Source organism: Marinobacter denitrificans (assembly GCF_008795955.1).
Taxonomy (GTDB): Bacteria; Pseudomonadota; Gammaproteobacteria; order Pseudomonadales; family Oleiphilaceae; genus Marinobacter; species Marinobacter denitrificans.
The window spans coordinates 1,231,659-1,246,935 of record NZ_VMHN01000001.1 but is presented as its reverse complement, the minus strand read 5'-3'; the positions used below and the strand labels follow the sequence as shown (position 1 = coordinate 1,246,935).

At 58.5% G+C, this 15,277-nt stretch carries 15 protein-coding genes; 6 read left to right on the top strand and 9 right to left on the bottom strand.

Going from position 1 to position 15,277, the window contains the following annotated elements:
* Window positions 1-83: 83 nt before the first annotated feature.
* A complete protein-coding gene (locus tag FO268_RS05805) occupies window positions 84-1,310 on the bottom strand; it encodes a lytic murein transglycosylase (RefSeq protein WP_202336570.1) in 1,227 nt (408 codons plus the stop codon).
* A gap of 228 nt (window positions 1,311-1,538) precedes the next feature.
* Here FO268_RS05805 and FO268_RS05800 point away from each other — a divergent pair, with 228 nt between their 5' ends.
* Window positions 1,539-2,390, top strand: coding sequence for a response regulator (locus FO268_RS05800; protein WP_150990648.1), 852 nt, complete (start codon window positions 1,539-1,541; stop codon window positions 2,388-2,390).
* A gap of 17 nt (window positions 2,391-2,407) precedes the next feature.
* Here FO268_RS05800 and phoR read toward each other — a convergent pair whose 3' ends face one another.
* The 5 genes from phoR to FO268_RS05775 form a co-directional block, all read right to left on the bottom strand.
* On the bottom strand, window positions 2,408-3,724 hold the full coding sequence (gene phoR, locus FO268_RS05795; protein WP_150990646.1) for a phosphate regulon sensor histidine kinase PhoR: 1,317 nt from the start codon (window positions 3,722-3,724) through the stop codon (window positions 2,408-2,410).
* A 57-nt stretch (window positions 3,725-3,781) separates the two neighbouring features.
* Window positions 3,782-4,474 carry a phosphate regulon transcriptional regulator PhoB gene (gene phoB / locus FO268_RS05790; protein WP_150990644.1) on the bottom strand — a complete coding sequence of 231 codons (693 nt, stop codon included), beginning with the start codon at window positions 4,472-4,474 and terminating at the stop codon, window positions 3,782-3,784.
* 101 nt (window positions 4,475-4,575) lie between these two features.
* Complete coding sequence (gene ubiA, locus FO268_RS05785; protein ID WP_150990642.1) at window positions 4,576-5,463, bottom strand: 4-hydroxybenzoate octaprenyltransferase; 888 nt, start codon at window positions 5,461-5,463, stop codon at window positions 4,576-4,578.
* A gap of 91 nt (window positions 5,464-5,554) precedes the next feature.
* Window positions 5,555-6,097 (bottom strand): chorismate--pyruvate lyase family protein, encoded by a 543-nt coding sequence (locus FO268_RS05780; RefSeq protein ID WP_150990640.1) that lies wholly within the window; start codon window positions 6,095-6,097, stop codon window positions 5,555-5,557.
* Window positions 6,078-6,635 (bottom strand): hypoxanthine-guanine phosphoribosyltransferase, encoded by a 558-nt coding sequence (locus FO268_RS05775; RefSeq protein WP_150990638.1) that lies wholly within the window; start codon window positions 6,633-6,635, stop codon window positions 6,078-6,080. The genes FO268_RS05780 and FO268_RS05775 overlap by 20 nt, the downstream gene beginning before the upstream one ends.
* Before the next feature lie 90 nt (window positions 6,636-6,725).
* Between FO268_RS05775 and FO268_RS23205 the strand changes: the two genes are divergently transcribed.
* The 4 genes from FO268_RS23205 (at window position 6,726) to tesB (ending at window position 9,196) form a co-directional block, all read left to right on the top strand.
* Window positions 6,726-6,851, top strand: a complete 126-nt coding sequence (locus FO268_RS23205; RefSeq protein ID WP_263645054.1) for a hypothetical protein — start codon at window positions 6,726-6,728, stop codon at window positions 6,849-6,851.
* 47 nt (window positions 6,852-6,898) lie between these two features.
* Window positions 6,899-7,066 carry a rubredoxin gene (locus tag FO268_RS05770; protein ID WP_135803992.1) on the top strand — a complete coding sequence of 56 codons (168 nt, stop codon included), beginning with the start codon at window positions 6,899-6,901 and terminating at the stop codon, window positions 7,064-7,066.
* Window positions 7,067-7,103: 37 nt separating this feature from the next.
* Window positions 7,104-8,258 carry an NAD(P)/FAD-dependent oxidoreductase gene (locus FO268_RS05765; RefSeq protein WP_150990636.1) on the top strand — a complete coding sequence of 385 codons (1,155 nt, stop codon included), beginning with the start codon at window positions 7,104-7,106 and terminating at the stop codon, window positions 8,256-8,258.
* 80 nt (window positions 8,259-8,338) lie between these two features.
* The gene (tesB, locus tag FO268_RS05760; RefSeq protein WP_150990634.1) at window positions 8,339-9,196 is read left to right on the top strand and encodes an acyl-CoA thioesterase II; all 858 of its coding nucleotides are present in this window, start codon (window positions 8,339-8,341) and stop codon (window positions 9,194-9,196) included.
* Here tesB and FO268_RS05755 read toward each other — a convergent pair.
* From FO268_RS05755 to FO268_RS05745, 3 genes are all read right to left on the bottom strand, one after another.
* Entirely contained in the window at window positions 9,193-11,718 is a 2,526-nt protein-coding gene (locus FO268_RS05755) for an EAL domain-containing protein (RefSeq protein WP_150990632.1), read from the bottom strand. The genes tesB and FO268_RS05755 overlap by 4 nt on opposite strands.
* 105 nt (window positions 11,719-11,823) lie before the next feature.
* Window positions 11,824-12,282, bottom strand: a complete 459-nt coding sequence (locus tag FO268_RS05750; protein ID WP_150990630.1) for a flavodoxin — start codon at window positions 12,280-12,282, stop codon at window positions 11,824-11,826.
* Between the two features lie 55 nt (window positions 12,283-12,337).
* Entirely contained in the window at window positions 12,338-13,444 is a 1,107-nt protein-coding gene (locus tag FO268_RS05745; RefSeq protein ID WP_150990629.1) for a GGDEF domain-containing protein, read from the bottom strand.
* 204 nt (window positions 13,445-13,648) lie between these two features.
* Here FO268_RS05745 and FO268_RS05740 point away from each other — a divergent pair, with 204 nt between their 5' ends.
* Window positions 13,649-15,208, top strand: a complete 1,560-nt coding sequence (locus FO268_RS05740) for an inorganic phosphate transporter (RefSeq protein ID WP_150990627.1) — start codon at window positions 13,649-13,651, stop codon at window positions 15,206-15,208.
* The last annotated feature ends 69 nt before the right edge of the window (window positions 15,209-15,277 follow it).

Below are 15,277 nucleotides of genomic sequence, written 5' to 3'. Positions count from 1 at the left end.
CCAGATAAAAATCCCTAGTTATAACAGTGCGTTAAATATTCTACCGAGCGTGTGTGTCTAAAACGCTGACACTTCCTCCGGTTTCAGAGCAATACGCCAAGCGATTCCAGAACCGCCTCACCAGGATAGCCGTCTGCTACCAGGCCGTTGTCAGCCTGATAGTTCCGTATGGCGGACCGGGTGTTGGGGCCCATGATGCCATCCGGTTCCCCGGTGTCGAAGCCTTCATCATTCAGCGCTTCCTGGATAGCGAGGATGTTGTCCCGCGACAGGGCCGGGAGATCTTCCGGGGGGGGATTCTGCAATGTTCCCGCTCCGGCTATACGGTCGGCCAGGTGCCCTACGGCGATGGCATAGAATTCAGACCGGTTCCAGCCCATGATTACGCCAAAATTGTGGTAAGCCAGAAAGGCCGGCCCGCGGTGGCCGGACGGGACGACCAGGGAAGCCTTGATGGGCTCCTTTGCAAGGGCGTTGCCGAAAGCATCGGTAACGCCCAGCTGGCGCCATTCGTCGAGCTCAAGCCTGCGGCCGTCCGCCAATTCGTAATCGAAATTGTCTGGCAGCAGAACCTCCCGTCCCCAGCGGTAGTCCCCATTCCAGCCCAGGTCCTGCAGGAAGTTGCCTGCTGACATCATGGCATCCGGGAGGCTGTTCCAGAGATCCCGCTTGCCGTCACCGTCACCGTCCACGGCATGCCGGAGGAAGACGGTTGGCATGAATTGCACGTGTCCCATGGCGCCGGCCCAGGAACCCTCCATCTGTTCCGGTTTAATGGAGCCTTCATCTATGATTTGCAGCGCGGCAATCAGCTGTTCGGTGAAGAACTTAGTGCGGCGTGGGTCACAGGCCAGTGTGGCGAGGGAGCTGGGTACCGGCATCTTGCCAAAGTAAGACCCAAAGTTGGTTTCCAGGCCCCAGAAGGCCACCAGGTAGGGGGCCGGTACGCCGGTTTCGCGGGTAACACGCTCGAGTAGTTCACGATGTTCCTGCAGCAGTTCACGCCCCTTACTGACACGCTGCTCGTTTACCCGTCGGTTAAGGTAGTCGGCAAAGGTGGTGGTAAATTCCGGCTGTTGCCGGTCCAGCTCTATAACTCGCTCCAGGTACTCGGCGCTTGCCAGTACGGTGCTGGCGGTTTCCGACGACACGCCGGCATCAATTGCCTGGCTTTCCAGCCGTTCAATGCACTGGGGAAACTCCTCCAGGGCGTCGCTGTAGGCAGCGCCGGGCAGGCTTCCGGTTACCAATAGTCCGGCGAGTGAAAGGTGGCGAATCGTCCGTTTGCCCGCAAAAGTCCCTCTGAATATGGTCGGCACGCTTAACCTCGGTCTGGAGTGGATATTACCGGCCCATGGTAGCCTGTTTTTGCTGCCCTTAAATACCGTTGTTGGCCGCTTTCGGTGACAATTCTTTAACCTGAAGTTTCCTGCGGCCCTGCCTGTGTCGTCTTTTTGTAGCCTTGCTATTCCCGGGTATCGGCTTGTTCTATAGTTTGGGGATATAACGACTAACTTCTGAATAAAAAGGTCCGAATCATGGCAACGCTTAAGGCGCTGGTGGTGGATGATGCCAGTTTTGTTAGGGATCTGGTCAAACGGACAGTGCGCCAGCGCTTCCCGGTGATCGAAACTACCGACGCCCAGAACGGGCGGAGGGCCCAGTCACTGATGTCTCGTACGGTTTTTGACCTGATCCTGTGTGACTGGGAAATGCCGGAGATGTCCGGCCTGGAACTGCTGCAGTGGATGCGCCAGCAACCCCAGTACGAAAAAGTGCCGTTTATCATGATTACCAGTCGCGGCGACAAGGATCATGTAGTGGAGGCCGTCAAGGGCGGGGTATCGGAATACCTGGGCAAGCCCTTCAGCCCCGAGGGGCTGAGCAACAAAATCATCAAGGTAATGGGGCGGCGGCTCAAGGATGCTATGGACCGTAGCGGCAAGAGTATGGGCGGCCCCGCCGATGCCTTCAAGGAGTCTGCCACCCTGTTGACCCAGAAGCGGGAGCCGTCTTCTCCCACGCCGACTCGTCCTGGTAAGCCAGCCACTGCCCCTGGTGGGTCAGCCCGTCCGGCCATGAGTGTGGCCTCGGTTCGTTTTGCGGAGAGCACCCTGCGCTCGGTGGTCAAGGACATTACGCTCACAGAAGTCCGGGTAATCGCCAAGCGGGACCAGGAATTCCCCGGCATCCTCGATCAGGCAGTGGTGGATATCGAGGTAGCCGAGGGTCAGGTGGCACGGTTGAACGGTTACGTGCATCAGTTGCAGGCGGTAGAAAAGCGGCAGGATACGGATTTTGTCAGCGTAACGATCCGATTTGTGGACGAAGACCCGCAAAAACTGGAAGACCTGTCCCGCTTTATCGCCCGATTCCGAAGCGGGGGCTAGGCCTGAACGGGAAGGCTTCAGGAAGCGGTTTCAGGGAGCCTTTCCGCCAGTCGCTGACGGGGAAAGTGACAGATAAACTCGCTGCCATCGCCAATACGGCTGCGTATTTCCAGCCGGCCGTCATGGTTCAGCAGAACATGTTTCACGATCGCCAGCCCCAGGCCGGTGCCGCCGGTTTCCTTGTGCCGGCTGGGGTCGGCGCGATAGAAGCGCTCGGTGAGCCGCGGGATGTGGACCGGATCAATACCGATACCGGTATCTTTCACGGCCAGGTGCGCACCGTCACGATCGGTATGCCAGGTAACACTGATCTGCCCGCCTGCCGGGGTGTATTTCACCGCATTGAATATCAGGTTTGAAAACGCACTGCGCAACTGGCTCTCGTCGCCCCTGAGCAGGTGGCGTTCGGCAATGGTGATATCGAACTCATGGCCCTGCTCGCCACTGAGGGCCCTGGCGTCATGGCAGATCTGGTTGATCAGCGCCTTGACGTCCGTGATCGCATCGCTGACGGACTGTTCGCCGGTTTCAATCTTTGACAGCAATATCAGGTCGGTAATCAGTGCTTCCATGCGAGAGGATTGCTGCGCCATGGTATTGATAGCCCGGCGCCACTTCGGGGGCAGGTCGTCGGCGTTGTCTACCAGCGTTTCCAGATAGCCGCTGATCACTGTCAGTGGTGTTCGCATTTCGTGGGACACGTTGCCGACAAAGTCCCGTCTCATCTGTTCCAATTGGTAGAGTCGGGTGACATCCTTGGCCACGATCAGTCGGTCATCATCGCCAAACAGGCTGATCTGGATCTGCAGACGTATATGGGGACGTGCTGGGGAATTCAGGTCCAGCGGCTCGCGGTAGTCCCTGGAGTCGAAATAGGCCTTGAACGCGGGATTGCGGATCAGGTTGTGGATGAACTGGCCCTGGTCCGAGCCGCGACGAAAACCCAGCAGGTTCTCCGCCGAGCCGTTCCACCACTCCATGGCGCCCCGTGAATCCGTCATGATGACGCCATCACGCATCGCATTGGTGGATTCCTGAACCCGGTTTATCTGGGCGCGAAGCCTGTCCTGGGTGCGGAGGTGGGTCTGGTGGAGTTTGTGAAGGCCGTCAAAGATGTCGCCCCAGAGACCGACGCTTTGCGGGGCTTCGTCGCTGCCCCCAGGGTTGCCCAGCCACTGATAAAGGCGCTTTGCCTGGGCGAGGGTCCACCAGAGGTAGGCAAGCAGGCCCACGGTGAGCCCGTACAGCGGCTCGCCAAAGAAAAGCCCGATCGCCGTACAGGCGACCAGGAACGCGATGATCCACCGCACATACCTTGACCAGTTGTGTTGCATTACTGCTGCCCCTGAGTCAGTTCCGGCCCTTGCGGGGTTGAGGGCGCCGGTTTGCGGTTATGCGGCCCTGGTAGAGAACCGGTAGCCGGTGCCCCGCACGGTCTGGATCAGGTGATCGTATTGGTCCCCAAGCGCCTTGCGCAAGCGGCGGATATGCACATCAACGGTGCGCTCCTCAACATAGACGTTCCCGCCCCATACCTGATCCAGCAGTTGGGAGCGAGTATAAACCCGTTCCTGGTGTGTCATGAAGAACTGGAGCAGCCGATATTCCGTAGGTCCGATACTCAGTGCGCCGGTCTCGGTGGTAACACGGTGGCCCACCGGATCCAGGGTGAGGCCATCTACCTCGATGGGGGTTTCCACGCCGGCAGGTGTGGTGCGCCTCAGCACGGCCTTGAGCCGGGCTACCAGCTCCCGGGGCGAGAAGGGCTTGGTGATGTAGTCATCGGCACCCACTTCCAGGCCCTGGATCTTGTTGTCCTCCTCAACCTTGGCGGTGAGCATGATGATGGGAATTTCAGCGGTGGCCTCTTCTTTTTTAAGGCGACGCGCCAGTTCAACACCGCTGGTACCGGGAAGCATCCAGTCAAGCAGAATGAGATCGGGCTGTTTATCGACAATCAGGGCATGCGCTTCGCGGGCATCCGCTGCCTCAAGGTAGTCGTAGTCGGCCATTTCGAGGGCAACGGCAATCATCTCGCGAATAGGCGCCTCGTCATCGACGATCAGGACAGTTTTTCCAGTCATGAGCATTAACCTGTGTCAGACCTTGTTTTGTTGCTGCCTTATTACACCCGGATAGTGTTACAAGTATATGACAGGATCTGCCTGGAACAGGATTTGTTGGCTCAACCGATCATCAGATCCACCAGCAGGCCGGTAAACACCGCGAAGCCCGCCCAGTTATTGTTGAGAAACGCCTTGAAGCAACCGTCCCGCTCCCGGTCACGGGCCAGATGTTGCTGGAAAACGAACAGGCAGGCCATGGCGACAAGCCCCAGGTAGTAGAACACACCCAGTTCAGCTTGCTGGCCCACCAGTATCAGGATCAGTACGACCAGCCCCTGCAGGACCGCGATAACGGCCCGGTCTGCCTCACCGAAGAGAATGGCCGTGGACTTGATGCCGATCTTGATATCGTCGTCGCGATCGACCATGGCGTACAGGGTGTCATAGGCGACGGTCCAGAGTACGTTGGCGGTAAACAGCAGCCAGGCCATGCGGGTAACCTCACCGGCCTCGGCAGCCCAGGCCATGGGGATGGCCCAGGAAAAGGCTGCACCCAGGAACAGTTGGGGCAGGTGGGTGTAGCGTTTCATGAACGGATAAATGAACGCCAGTATCACGCCGCCGAAAGAGAGGTACAGCGTCAGGGTATTGGTGAACAGCACCACCATCAGGAAAGCGATCAGGCAAATGCCGGCAAACAGCGCAACGGCCTCCCAGGCTTCGATCCGGCCAGACGTGAGGGGGCGGTCTTTGGTGCGTTTTACGTGGCGGTCCACTTTGCGGTCGGCAAAGTCGTTGATGGCGCAGCCAGCGGCCCTCATCAGGAAAACACCGAGGGTAAACACGATAAAGTTGCCGATGCCGGGAAAGCCGTCTGCAGCCAGCCAGAGGGCCCAGTAGGTCGGCCAAAGCAGAAGCAGGCTGCCGATCGGACGGTCGAGGCGCAACAGGCGTGCGTAGTCTGCAAGGCGGGCCTGTATGTGGGTGGGCACAGCATTGGACAGCATGGGCTTGATCCGTATCGGGTAAAGTGCAAGTGACTGAGCGGGGATTATAGCCAGCGGTGGCGCCCCGGTTAAAGGCTCGGTGGCTGGAGTGTCAACCGATCAGGGTGGGAAGGAAGTATTCGCCCACCAGCAGTGAGTGGTTGCCACTGAAGAATCGGGACCGGCGTGCCGCCAGTGGTTGAGCATTGTTGTGGCGGTGGCACAGCCCTGTCTCGAACGGACCCCGTTGCCACTCGGGGTTGCTGAAGAGGTAAGCTCCCAGCGGCCTGCGGCCGAGATTGCGCAGGCGACGACCGCGTCCTGCCAGCGTTGCCAGGGGGATGATGGTGCGGGCAAGTACCCAGGGCGTGTTGTCGCCGTTCAGGCAGACCTCCCGCACCCAGGTGTTCTGGCGCAGCGGGATACCGAGGGTGCGGGCTTCTTCCGCGGTGGGGCGGGCGAAGCCTTCCTGAAGAATGTCCACACGAAAGCTCTCGCGACACTGAAGCTGCAGGGCCCGGGTCAGGGAACCCTCCAGTTTCAGCCAGTGGCCAAGCGTGCCATGAACCGCCGGGTTTCTCAGTCCGGCTGCTGAAAACGAGCGGTACCAGTCCGTTGGGGGGATGCCAACAGGGTTACAGTCCCTTGACGGCATAAATTCCCGGGGCGTTGCGCCAGTAGCCTTTGTAGTCCATGCCGTAGCCGAAGAGGAAGCGGTCCTCCACTTCCAGCCCGGTGAAGTCGGCCTTGAGATCCGGCCTTGCCTTGCGGTCGTGCTGTTTGTCCACCAGCACCGCCGTCAGGACCTCTTTGGCGCCATGGGCAAGACAGTAATCCGCGATGGCACAGAGGGTCGTACCTTCATCAAGGATATCGTCGACAATAAGAACGGTGCGGCCATTCATGTCGGCATCCGGCCTCAGTTTCCATTCCAGTATCCCGCCGGTCGTTTCCTGCCGATAGCGGGTGGCGTGGAGGTATTCCGCCTGTACCGGGAACTTCAGTCGCGGTAATAACTGGCCGGTGAGGATCAGGCCGCCGTTCATCACGCAGAACAGCAGGGGGTTGGTGTCTTTCAGGCGCCCGGTAATATCGTCCGCAAGGGACTGTACGGCGGCCTGTACCTGCTCTTCGCTTGCCAGGCAGTCGGCCTCGGCCATTACCTGGTTAAGTTCGGCGACGGTATCGGTCATAAAGGTCGGGTCCTGTCGTAAAACGGGGGATTATACCGGAGGAGGCGCGCCGAAGGGAGGGGGCGTTCGGGCTGCGGCAGGTCGGTATTTATGGCTATTGGCACAAAACCTGCCAAACGTCCGTCGGCACTGGCATTGGTCAACGGGGCAGCGGTGGGTATGATGGTTCCCGGTTTGTGCGGTGTCCGGCTGACACAGAAAGACTTGCGCGCTTGATTGTCTGACAATTATCATCGCGCCCTGATGAGTTTCGGAGGAAGGCTATGAAGAAGTGGCAATGCGTTGTGTGCGGATTTATTTACGATGAAGCTGAGGGCTGGCCAGACGACGGCATCGCGCCCGGGACTGCCTGGGAAGATGTCCCAGAGGACTGGGAGTGCCCGGACTGCGGCGTGGGCAAGGAAGATTTTGAGATGATCGAAATCGGTTGATGATCCCGGTACAGATGACAGAGTCGGAGAGCAGGTAATGAGCACAGATGCACCCATTGTGATTGTGGGAAGCGGGTTGTCGGGTTACACCCTGGCGAAGGAAATTCGTAAACAGGACACGAATACGCCCATTGTGATGGTGACGGCGGACGATGGCTTCAGCTATTCCAAGCCCATGCTCTCAACCGGCTTTACCAAGGGTAAGGAAGCCGACGAACTGGCTCAGGCCTCGGCCGACGCCATGGTCGAGCAACTGAACCTGGAGCTGCGCACCTACACCACCGTCACCGGTATTGATCCGGATGCCCATGAACTGGTGCTGGGAGATGAACGGCTGGTTTACAGCAAGCTGGTGCTGGCCTGGGGCGCGGATGTGATACGCCTGTCCATCGCTGGCGATGGGCAGGAACACGTGTTCTCGATTAACGACCTGGTGGATTACCGTGCTTTTCGTAACGCCCTGAAGGGCAAAAAGCGAGTGGCCATTATGGGGGCTGGCCTGATTGGTTGTGAGTTTGCCAATGACCTGCGCAATGGCGACTACGAGGTCGACGTGATTGCCCCTTCTGATACTCTGATGCCGGGGCTGTTGCCCTCACCTGCCGCAGAAGCAGTTCGCAGTGGTCTTGAAGACCTCGGGGTTCGGTTTCATCTGGAAACCGTGGTGGAGCACATCGCCGACAGTGGGAAGGGCGTGGAGCTGACGCTGGCCAATGGTGAGAAACTGGATGCTGATCTGGTGATTTCTGCCGTCGGGCTGCGGCCTCGCACAGAGCTGGCGGCTGCAGCGGGTCTTGAGACCAGTCGCGGAATTGTGGTGAACAGGGCACTGGAAACGTCCGCTCCGGACATTTATGCCCTGGGTGATTGCGCCGAAGTGGATGGCCACGTATTGCTCTATGTCATGCCACTGATGACCTGTGCCCGTGCCCTGGCGAAAACCCTGGCAGGGGAACGAACCGAGGTGAAGTACGGCACCATGCCGGTCATGATCAAGACACCCTGTTGCCCGACGGCGGTCTGCCCGCCACCGCCAGAGGCCCCCGGAAGCTGGGAAGTGGATGCTGAAGGCCAGGACGTCCGGGCGCTGTTCAGGGGCGATTCCGGCGATGTTCTGGGTTTTGCGGTAACCGGCCGTTATGCGGTGGAGAAACAGGCCCTGTCAAAAGAAGTGCCGCCTATCCACGATTAATCAGCGGCATCGGGATTGCGAAAGTCCCCGGCTTACGGTAGAAACTCATTCGTGAGCTAACGAAATTGACAGGAGCGGGCATGCTGGAAGTAACCAGAAAACTGGTGGATCTGCTGGATCTTTCCCCGATGGGTGACGACCACTTTCAGGGGGACAGCGAAGACCTCGGCTTTCCCAATGTATTTGGGGGGCAGGTTCTCGGGCAGGCCCTGATGGCCGCCAGCCGCACCGTGGAGGGGCGCCTGCCCCATTCCCTGCACGCCTATTTCCTCCGCCCCGGCAATCACAGCATGCCCATCGACTACGAAGTGCAGCGGGTCCGCGACGGGGGCAGTTTTTCCGTACGGCGGGTAATTGCACGCCAGGGCGGCAAGGAAATACTGACCGGCTCCATGTCGTTCCAGGTCGCCGAGGAGGGGTTCGAGCACCAGTTGGACATGCCGTCTGCCCCGGATCCTGACAGCCTCAAGTCAGAACAGGACTATGGCAAGATGCTTGCGCCCCATGTGCCGGAGCACCTGCGAGATACTCTGGTGCGGGATCGCCCCATCGAAATCCGGCCGGTGGATCCGGTCAATCCGTTAAAGCCCGAACCCCGCCCGCCCTATAAACAAAGCTGGTTCCGCACCCAGGGGCATCTGCCGGACGACCCGGTACTGCACCGGTGCCTGCTGACCTATGCCTCAGACTTCTCGTTCCTGGGAACCGCACTGAATCCCCATGGCGTGACGTTCATGAGCAAGAAGATGCAGATAGCCAGTCTGGATCATTCCATCTGGTTCCACCGTGAGTTCCGTATGGACGGTTGGCTGCTCTACGATAAGGACAGCCCCAGTGCGTCCGGCGGACGCGGCTTCAATCGTGGCAACTTCTTTGACCAGCAGGGAAGGCTGGTGGCCTCAACCACACAGGAAGCCTTGATTCGCCACCGTGGTTAGCCAATTTGTCGGTTTTTCTCCTGGCGGGCCCGTTTGTCCAGCCAGGCTGTCAATTCATCGAAAGGCAGCGGTGGCGTGAGCAAATAGCCCTGGATCATGTCGCAGCCCATCTGCTCCAGCAGGTCCAGTGTTTCCTGTTTTTCCACACCTTCGGCAACCACGGCATAGCCCAGGCTGTGGCACATGTCGATGGTGGTTTTGACGATCACCTGGTCCCCGGCTTCGGTGGCGAGGTCGGTCACCAGGGAGCGGTCGATCTTGATCTCGCTGGCGGGCAACTGCTTGATATACGATAGCGATGAGTAACCGGAACCGAAATCATCAATGGACAGCGGGATCCCTGTAGCGTGCAATGATTTGAGCGCCTCCAGGGAGTTGATCGGGTCCTGCATCATCGAGGTTTCGGTGACCTCAAGAGTAATAGCGCCCTGATGGGAGTGGTAACTGCTCATCAAACGTTGCACAAACATCGGGAAGTCCCGCTCCCTCAGGTTGTTTGGTGAGATATTCACCGATATCGCAAGCCTGTGTCCCTTTTCGAGCAGGCGGCTGCGGATGGCCAGAGACTGCTCCAGCACCCAGCGGGTCAGCGGTTTGATCAGGCCGGTTTGTTCTGCCAGGGCAACGATTTCGTCAGCGGGAACAGGATTTTTATGGCCCGGCCAACGTACCAGGGCCTCAAGCCCGACCACCTCTCCGGTTTTCAGTAACATCTTGGGTTGCAGGTAGAGTGCAAGCTTGTCGTTCTTCAGGGCGTGCCTGAGGTCAGAAGCCATTGTCAGGCGGTCCGCACTGTAAGAATCCCGCAATGGGTGGTAAAAGGCCAGCCCGCGGTCTCTGGCTTCTTCCGATCCCTGGGCAATGAAAGCCCTGCGGATTAATGTGTTGGCGTCCGTGGCGTGGTCAGGAGAGATGGCAGTGCCGGTGCGCGGGTCCAGGGGTAGTTGCATGCCCAGGTAATCCAGCGGTTCGCGGAGTTCCTGCAGGGCATGGGCCACGGCCCGTGGAACCTCTGCCAATGTGTCGGTCTCTACCACAAAGCCAAAGGTGGACGATTCCAGCGAGGCGAGATAGAACGACTGGTGTTCTGTGGTCTCCACCGCACAGATGCCGGGCAGGTCTCCCACAATACTGTTAAAACGCCGGGCCGCCAGTTCGATCAGGCGATCCGTGTTGCGATGTCCGAGGGTTTTGGTGATAGACGGAAGGTTGGTAAGGTGGATCACGGATATGGAAAAACGTTTGTCCGTTTCCCGGGCGATCAACTCGTTAATCATCATCTCCAGGCAGGCGCGATTGGGCAAGCCAGTCAGCGGGTTGTGCAGCGCCTGATCAATCAGCCTGAGTTCCGCCGACCGTCTTGCCGCCATGGCGGCAATCTCCGCTTCCCGTGCCCGCACCTTGTCTTCGCGTTCCTGATACAGCCTGGCTGCGAGGGCGATGGTCAACAGAATGGCTTCAAGCCCCGAGCCGATTTCCATGCCATAAACAGTCACGAAATTGGTGGGAATCAGCCCATACTTGTTGGCAGCAGTTACGGCGCTGCCCACCGTGAGCAATGCCCAGGCAATGGTGTAATAGCTGGCCTGAGGGTTACCCCGGATCCACTGCAGTGGCCCGATCGCTGTCAGTAAAAGACAACTGGGAATCGCCAGGGCAACGGTAAGCCGGCTGGCAATGCTGTAATCAGTAATAAAGGTGAGCACGACCACCGCAAGGTTCACCAGCACGGTATACCAGACCAGTTTGTCCATTTTGGGGCTGGTGGATCTGAGGTTAAGGAACGCGCGGGAGAACAGCAGGGTGAAGATCAGGGCAATCGGTACCGTCAGCATCATTGCCTGGTTGTGTAACCAGGGCAGCCCTGGCCAGAGCAGTTGGTAAGTGCTGCCGTTCAGGCCGCCAATCAACAACAGGTACCCCAGGGTGGAAAGCACATACAACAAATACATGCGCTCGCGCAGCGCCAGAAAAATGAACAGATTGAAGAAAATCACCATGATCAGGATGCCGTAGTAAATCGCATGCATCTGATCTTCGACTGACGCGGCCTCAAAGAACGCAGCCGGCTTCCAGAGTCGGACTGGAATCTGCATGGCCCCCTGGCTGCGAACCCGTAGCAGTATCTCGTACTTATTGTCGGGATCTATGTCATAGGTAAACAGGAAGTTGCGGTGCTGGACCGGGCGCTGGTCAAATGGGAAATGGTCCCCGGTCAGTATTCGCTCGCGGACCACGCCGTTTTCAAGAAGGTAGAAGGTAATATGGTCGAGCTGAGGATAGCGGATTTCCAGCACCTGCCGGGGGCCAGGCACTTCTGAAAGGGCTGACGCAGGAAGGCGGAGCCACACGGTATCGCGGATGTAGCCGAAGTTAGGACTTTCGCCTTCCAGTGACTGCCAACGATCAGAAGCAAGTGCTTCCCTGAAATCCAGATCTTCTGAACTAGTCACCCGGATGTAGTCCATATCCGGCTCTGCAAACCCGGATTCAGGAGGGCTTGCCTGGGTTCCGAAAGCCATTATGATCAATACGCCCACGAGGGCGAAAAGCTGAACAATATGGCGCACGTAGTACCAATTTTGTTTGGAGTGTCCGTTTCAGTATGGCTCCAACTACTCAGCTGCTCAAGGAACAAATGCCAGGTTTTCCACCCACCGGCGCGTCCAGCGCTCCGCTTCCACTTCCGGTTCTGTCGTTTCCAGCGCGTCGATCCGAAGCGTGTCACCGACTTTCCGTGCCGAGGTCTCATAAAAGGCCTCTTCCATAAGCTCGCCGGCACCGCAAAAAGTATCGCCGTAGGAGCTGTCACCCAGCACGATGACACCAAAAGGACGCCCTGGTTGCTGGGGCAGTTCCTCGCGGAGCTTCAGGTAGAATGGCAGCAGGTTAGGCGGTACCTCGCCCTGGCCTGTGGTGGATGTACAGATCAGTACCGGGTCGCTGTTGCCGGTTATGTCTTCCAGTGCAGGATTTTCAAGCACGATGATCTGATGTCCCTCCTGCTCCATGGTCTTTTTCAGTGCGCGCGCGGTCAGTAATGCGCCACCATAGACGCTGCCAACCAGAATCCGGATTGATGCCATAAGTCGCCCTGCTCGTTGAATTGCGGCACGATCATAGCGAGTGCACGCCCGCGTCTCAAGCGCGGGTGCGGGGGGAAGTCTGCTCGGTGGTGGAGGTGCGTACCCGCGGCGCAATGCGGTTGCGACCGTCTTCCTTGGCGTTGTAGAGGTGAATGTCGGCCTGTTTCAGCAGTTCGTTGACAGAGCTGGCTTTGGCAATGGAGCAGATGCCGGCACTGATAGTAATGGGGAGGCGCTTTCCGGCAAAAGCGAACTCGGCATTGGCTACCTCGGAGCGCAAGCGCTCAGCGAGGGTGAGGGCCTGAAGTAACGATGTATCGGGCAACAGGATCAGGAACTCCTCGCCACCCCAGCGTGCCGCCACATCGGTCTGGCGGATCACTGTCTGCATGAGCCCCGAAAAGCGACGAAGTACCTCGTCCCCGGCATCATGGCCGTACTCGTCGTTGATGTGCTTGAACAGGTCGAGGTCTATCAGTGCAACTGAAAAGTGGTGACCTGAGCGGCGATACCGGGAGTATTCTTCGTTCAGTCGATGCTGCATGTCTCTGCGATTGGACAGCCCCGTCAGTTCGTCGGTCCGGGCGGCGTGTTCGTGTGCCCGGGCCAGTTCCATCAGCTCGTTGCGGGCCTTCAGCCGGCTGGCTTCCAGTACAAAGCAGAAAATGGACTCGAACGTCAGGGTGGCGAAAAAGCGAATTTTAAAGTCAGTGGTATATTCTGCCGTTACCAGCGGTAGTTGCGGAAACTGGAAAACCACCACCGCCAGCAGGCAACAGAACAGAAGTACCGCCGTGCCGGTTTTCAGGTCTGTAAGATAGAACAGCAAGGGCGGGAACACGTAGAACCAGAGCGGGCCGGTGTTGCTTTCACCGCCGGTGACGATCAGGTATCCGAACAGCAGCCCGACAATGGCGATCATGCCGACTTTCTGCTGCTGGCGATTACCATTCCAGGCATAGATCAACATGTTTGTTGCCACCAGGGCGGCAAAGAACCAGAGCGCCCCGGCGTGGGTCGTATGGCCGGCGAACCAGGCTTTCGCTCCGATGCCCAGCAGGAACAGGATGGCCATGGCCGAAAGGCCGGTCAGCAGACGGGAAACCCGCTCTTCGTCACTTGCGTTGGCGATGGTCTGGCTGGGGTCGGGAAGTCGGGTCATGGCGCTCTTGTTATTTTTGCTGTGCGTGAGCCGCACAATTGCCCGTCAGGTTAACTAATCATGCCAGCCTGCACAGAGACTTCGGTCAAGCAATCGTGACAAGGCCGGTTTTGTTTCATTTTAATGTCAAAAAATTTATAGTTGCCGCCGTATGAAGGCTGAAATTCAGCTCCCCGTGTTCCCTGTTGCGAGACCTGACGCGTTATGGCCAGCAAAAACGGATTCCTTGATACTCTCCTGACCAGCCCGTCCACCGAGCGTTACCGTGTTGGCATCAGCTTCCTGTTTCTCTTCGTTGTCTTCCTGGTGGTCGGCCAGATCAGTAGTGGTATGCCTAACAGCATGTTGTTGATGGCCGCTGCGGTTATTGGCGGTTATATGGCCATCAATATCGGAGCTAACGACGTCGCCAACAATGTCGGGCCTGCGGTAGGGTCAGGGGCCATGTCACTGGGGGGCGCGGTTGTTATTGCTGCGGTATTTGAGGCAGCCGGCGCCATTATCGCTGGTGGGGATGTGGTTTCCACCATCAAGGGCGGCATTATCGCCGCTGATCGGCTGGAGGATGTGAGCACCTTCGTATGGCTGATGACAGCGGCCCTCCTCGCTGGTGCCCTGTGGCTGAATCTGGCTACCTGGATGGGGGCGCCGGTCTCCACTACCCACTCCATCGTTGGGGGTGTGTTGGGGGCCGGGGTTGCGGCTGGCGGTTGGGGCATCGCTGACTGGGCCGTGATGGGCAAGATTGTCGCCAGTTGGGTGATTTCGCCGGTGCTGGGTGGGGTGCTGGCTGCCCTGTTCCTGTACGCCATCAAGAAGACCGTACTGTATCGAAAGGACGTGGTGCCGGCTGCCCGAACGTTCGTGCCCTGGCTGGTGGCCATTATGGCGTGGGCCTTTGGTACCTACCTGATGGTAAAAGGGGTCAAGAAGATTGTCAGTGTCGACTTCCTGGGTGCCTCTCTGGTGGGTCTGGGTGTGGCAATCGTCGTTTTCATCGCCATGAAGGTGCTGGTTGGGCGCCGCGCGGCCACTATGGAGAACAGCTCTGCGGGGGTGAATGAACTCTTTGTCTGGCCCATGATCTTCGCCGCCGCACTGCTCAGTTTTGCCCATGGTGCCAACGACGTGGCCAACGCCATCGGCCCGCTTGCTGCGATCAACGACGCACTGTCTGCCGAAGCAGTGGTTACCTCTGCTGCCATTCCCCTCTGGGTGATGCTGGTGGGTGCCATCGGTCTGGCGGTGGGGCTGATGCTCTTCGGGCCGAGGCTGATCAAGACTGTTGGCAGCGAGATTACCGAGCTGGATAAAACCCGCGCTTTCTGTATTGCGCTGTCAGCGGCGCTGACCGTCATCATTGCCTCACAGCTGGGGCTGCCTGTGAGTTCAACCCACATTGCCGTAGGGGGAGTTTTCGGCGTGGGCTTCCTTCGGGAATACCTGAAATCCAACTACGCAACACAGCTACACAACATCATGGACAGCCATGAGGAGGAAGAGCGCGAGCGGTTGCGTCCGTTCCTCGAAGATTTCCGCAATGCCTCCGTCGAGGAGATGGAAAACCTGCTCACCCAGGCCAAGAAAAAGAAGCAGGTTCCCCTGTCCAAGAAGGAGCGCAAGCGCCTCAAGAAGATCTACCGCGAGGAGATGGTCAAGCGTTCACACCTTACCCGTATCGTTGCTGCCTGGATCATCACAGTGCCCGTGTCGGCCTGCCTGGCGGCCATCCTGTTCTTCACCCTGCGCGGTTTCCTGATGTAAGGATCACCCGCGCTGGTTGTCAGCTGCCGGTTTGGCCCATACTATTCTTCCTATGGGAGGCGTTTGCCT

What these genes read in the sequence shown, in the direction of transcription:
- FO268_RS05755 (WP_150990632.1), bottom strand. Translation starts at nt 11,718, where the DNA reads ATGGCTTTCGGAACCCAGGCAAGCCCTCCTGAATCCGGGTTTGCAGAG.
- FO268_RS05745 (WP_150990629.1), bottom strand. Translation starts at nt 13,444, where the DNA reads ATGACCCGACTTCCCGACCCCAGCCAGACCATCGCCAACGCAAGTGAC.
- FO268_RS05775 (WP_150990638.1), bottom strand. Translation starts at nt 6,635, where the DNA reads ATGACCGATACCGTCGCCGAACTTAACCAGGTAATGGCCGAGGCCGAC.
- FO268_RS05770 (WP_135803992.1), top strand. Translation starts at nt 6,899, where the DNA reads ATGAAGAAGTGGCAATGCGTTGTGTGCGGATTTATTTACGATGAAGCT.
- FO268_RS23205 (WP_263645054.1), top strand. Translation starts at nt 6,726, where the DNA reads ATGGCTATTGGCACAAAACCTGCCAAACGTCCGTCGGCACTGGCATTG.
- FO268_RS05750 (WP_150990630.1), bottom strand. Translation starts at nt 12,282, where the DNA reads ATGGCATCAATCCGGATTCTGGTTGGCAGCGTCTATGGTGGCGCATTA.
- FO268_RS05780 (WP_150990640.1), bottom strand. Translation starts at nt 6,097, where the DNA reads ATGCCGTCAAGGGACTGTAACCCTGTTGGCATCCCCCCAACGGACTGG.
- tesB (WP_150990634.1), top strand. Translation starts at nt 8,339, where the DNA reads ATGCTGGAAGTAACCAGAAAACTGGTGGATCTGCTGGATCTTTCCCCG.
- phoR (WP_150990646.1), bottom strand. Translation starts at nt 3,724, where the DNA reads ATGCAACACAACTGGTCAAGGTATGTGCGGTGGATCATCGCGTTCCTG.
- FO268_RS05765 (WP_150990636.1), top strand. Translation starts at nt 7,104, where the DNA reads ATGAGCACAGATGCACCCATTGTGATTGTGGGAAGCGGGTTGTCGGGT.
- FO268_RS05800 (WP_150990648.1), top strand. Translation starts at nt 1,539, where the DNA reads ATGGCAACGCTTAAGGCGCTGGTGGTGGATGATGCCAGTTTTGTTAGG.
- ubiA (WP_150990642.1), bottom strand. Translation starts at nt 5,463, where the DNA reads ATGCTGTCCAATGCTGTGCCCACCCACATACAGGCCCGCCTTGCAGAC.
- FO268_RS05740 (WP_150990627.1), top strand. Translation starts at nt 13,649, where the DNA reads ATGGCCAGCAAAAACGGATTCCTTGATACTCTCCTGACCAGCCCGTCC.
- phoB (WP_150990644.1), bottom strand. Translation starts at nt 4,474, where the DNA reads ATGACTGGAAAAACTGTCCTGATCGTCGATGACGAGGCGCCTATTCGC.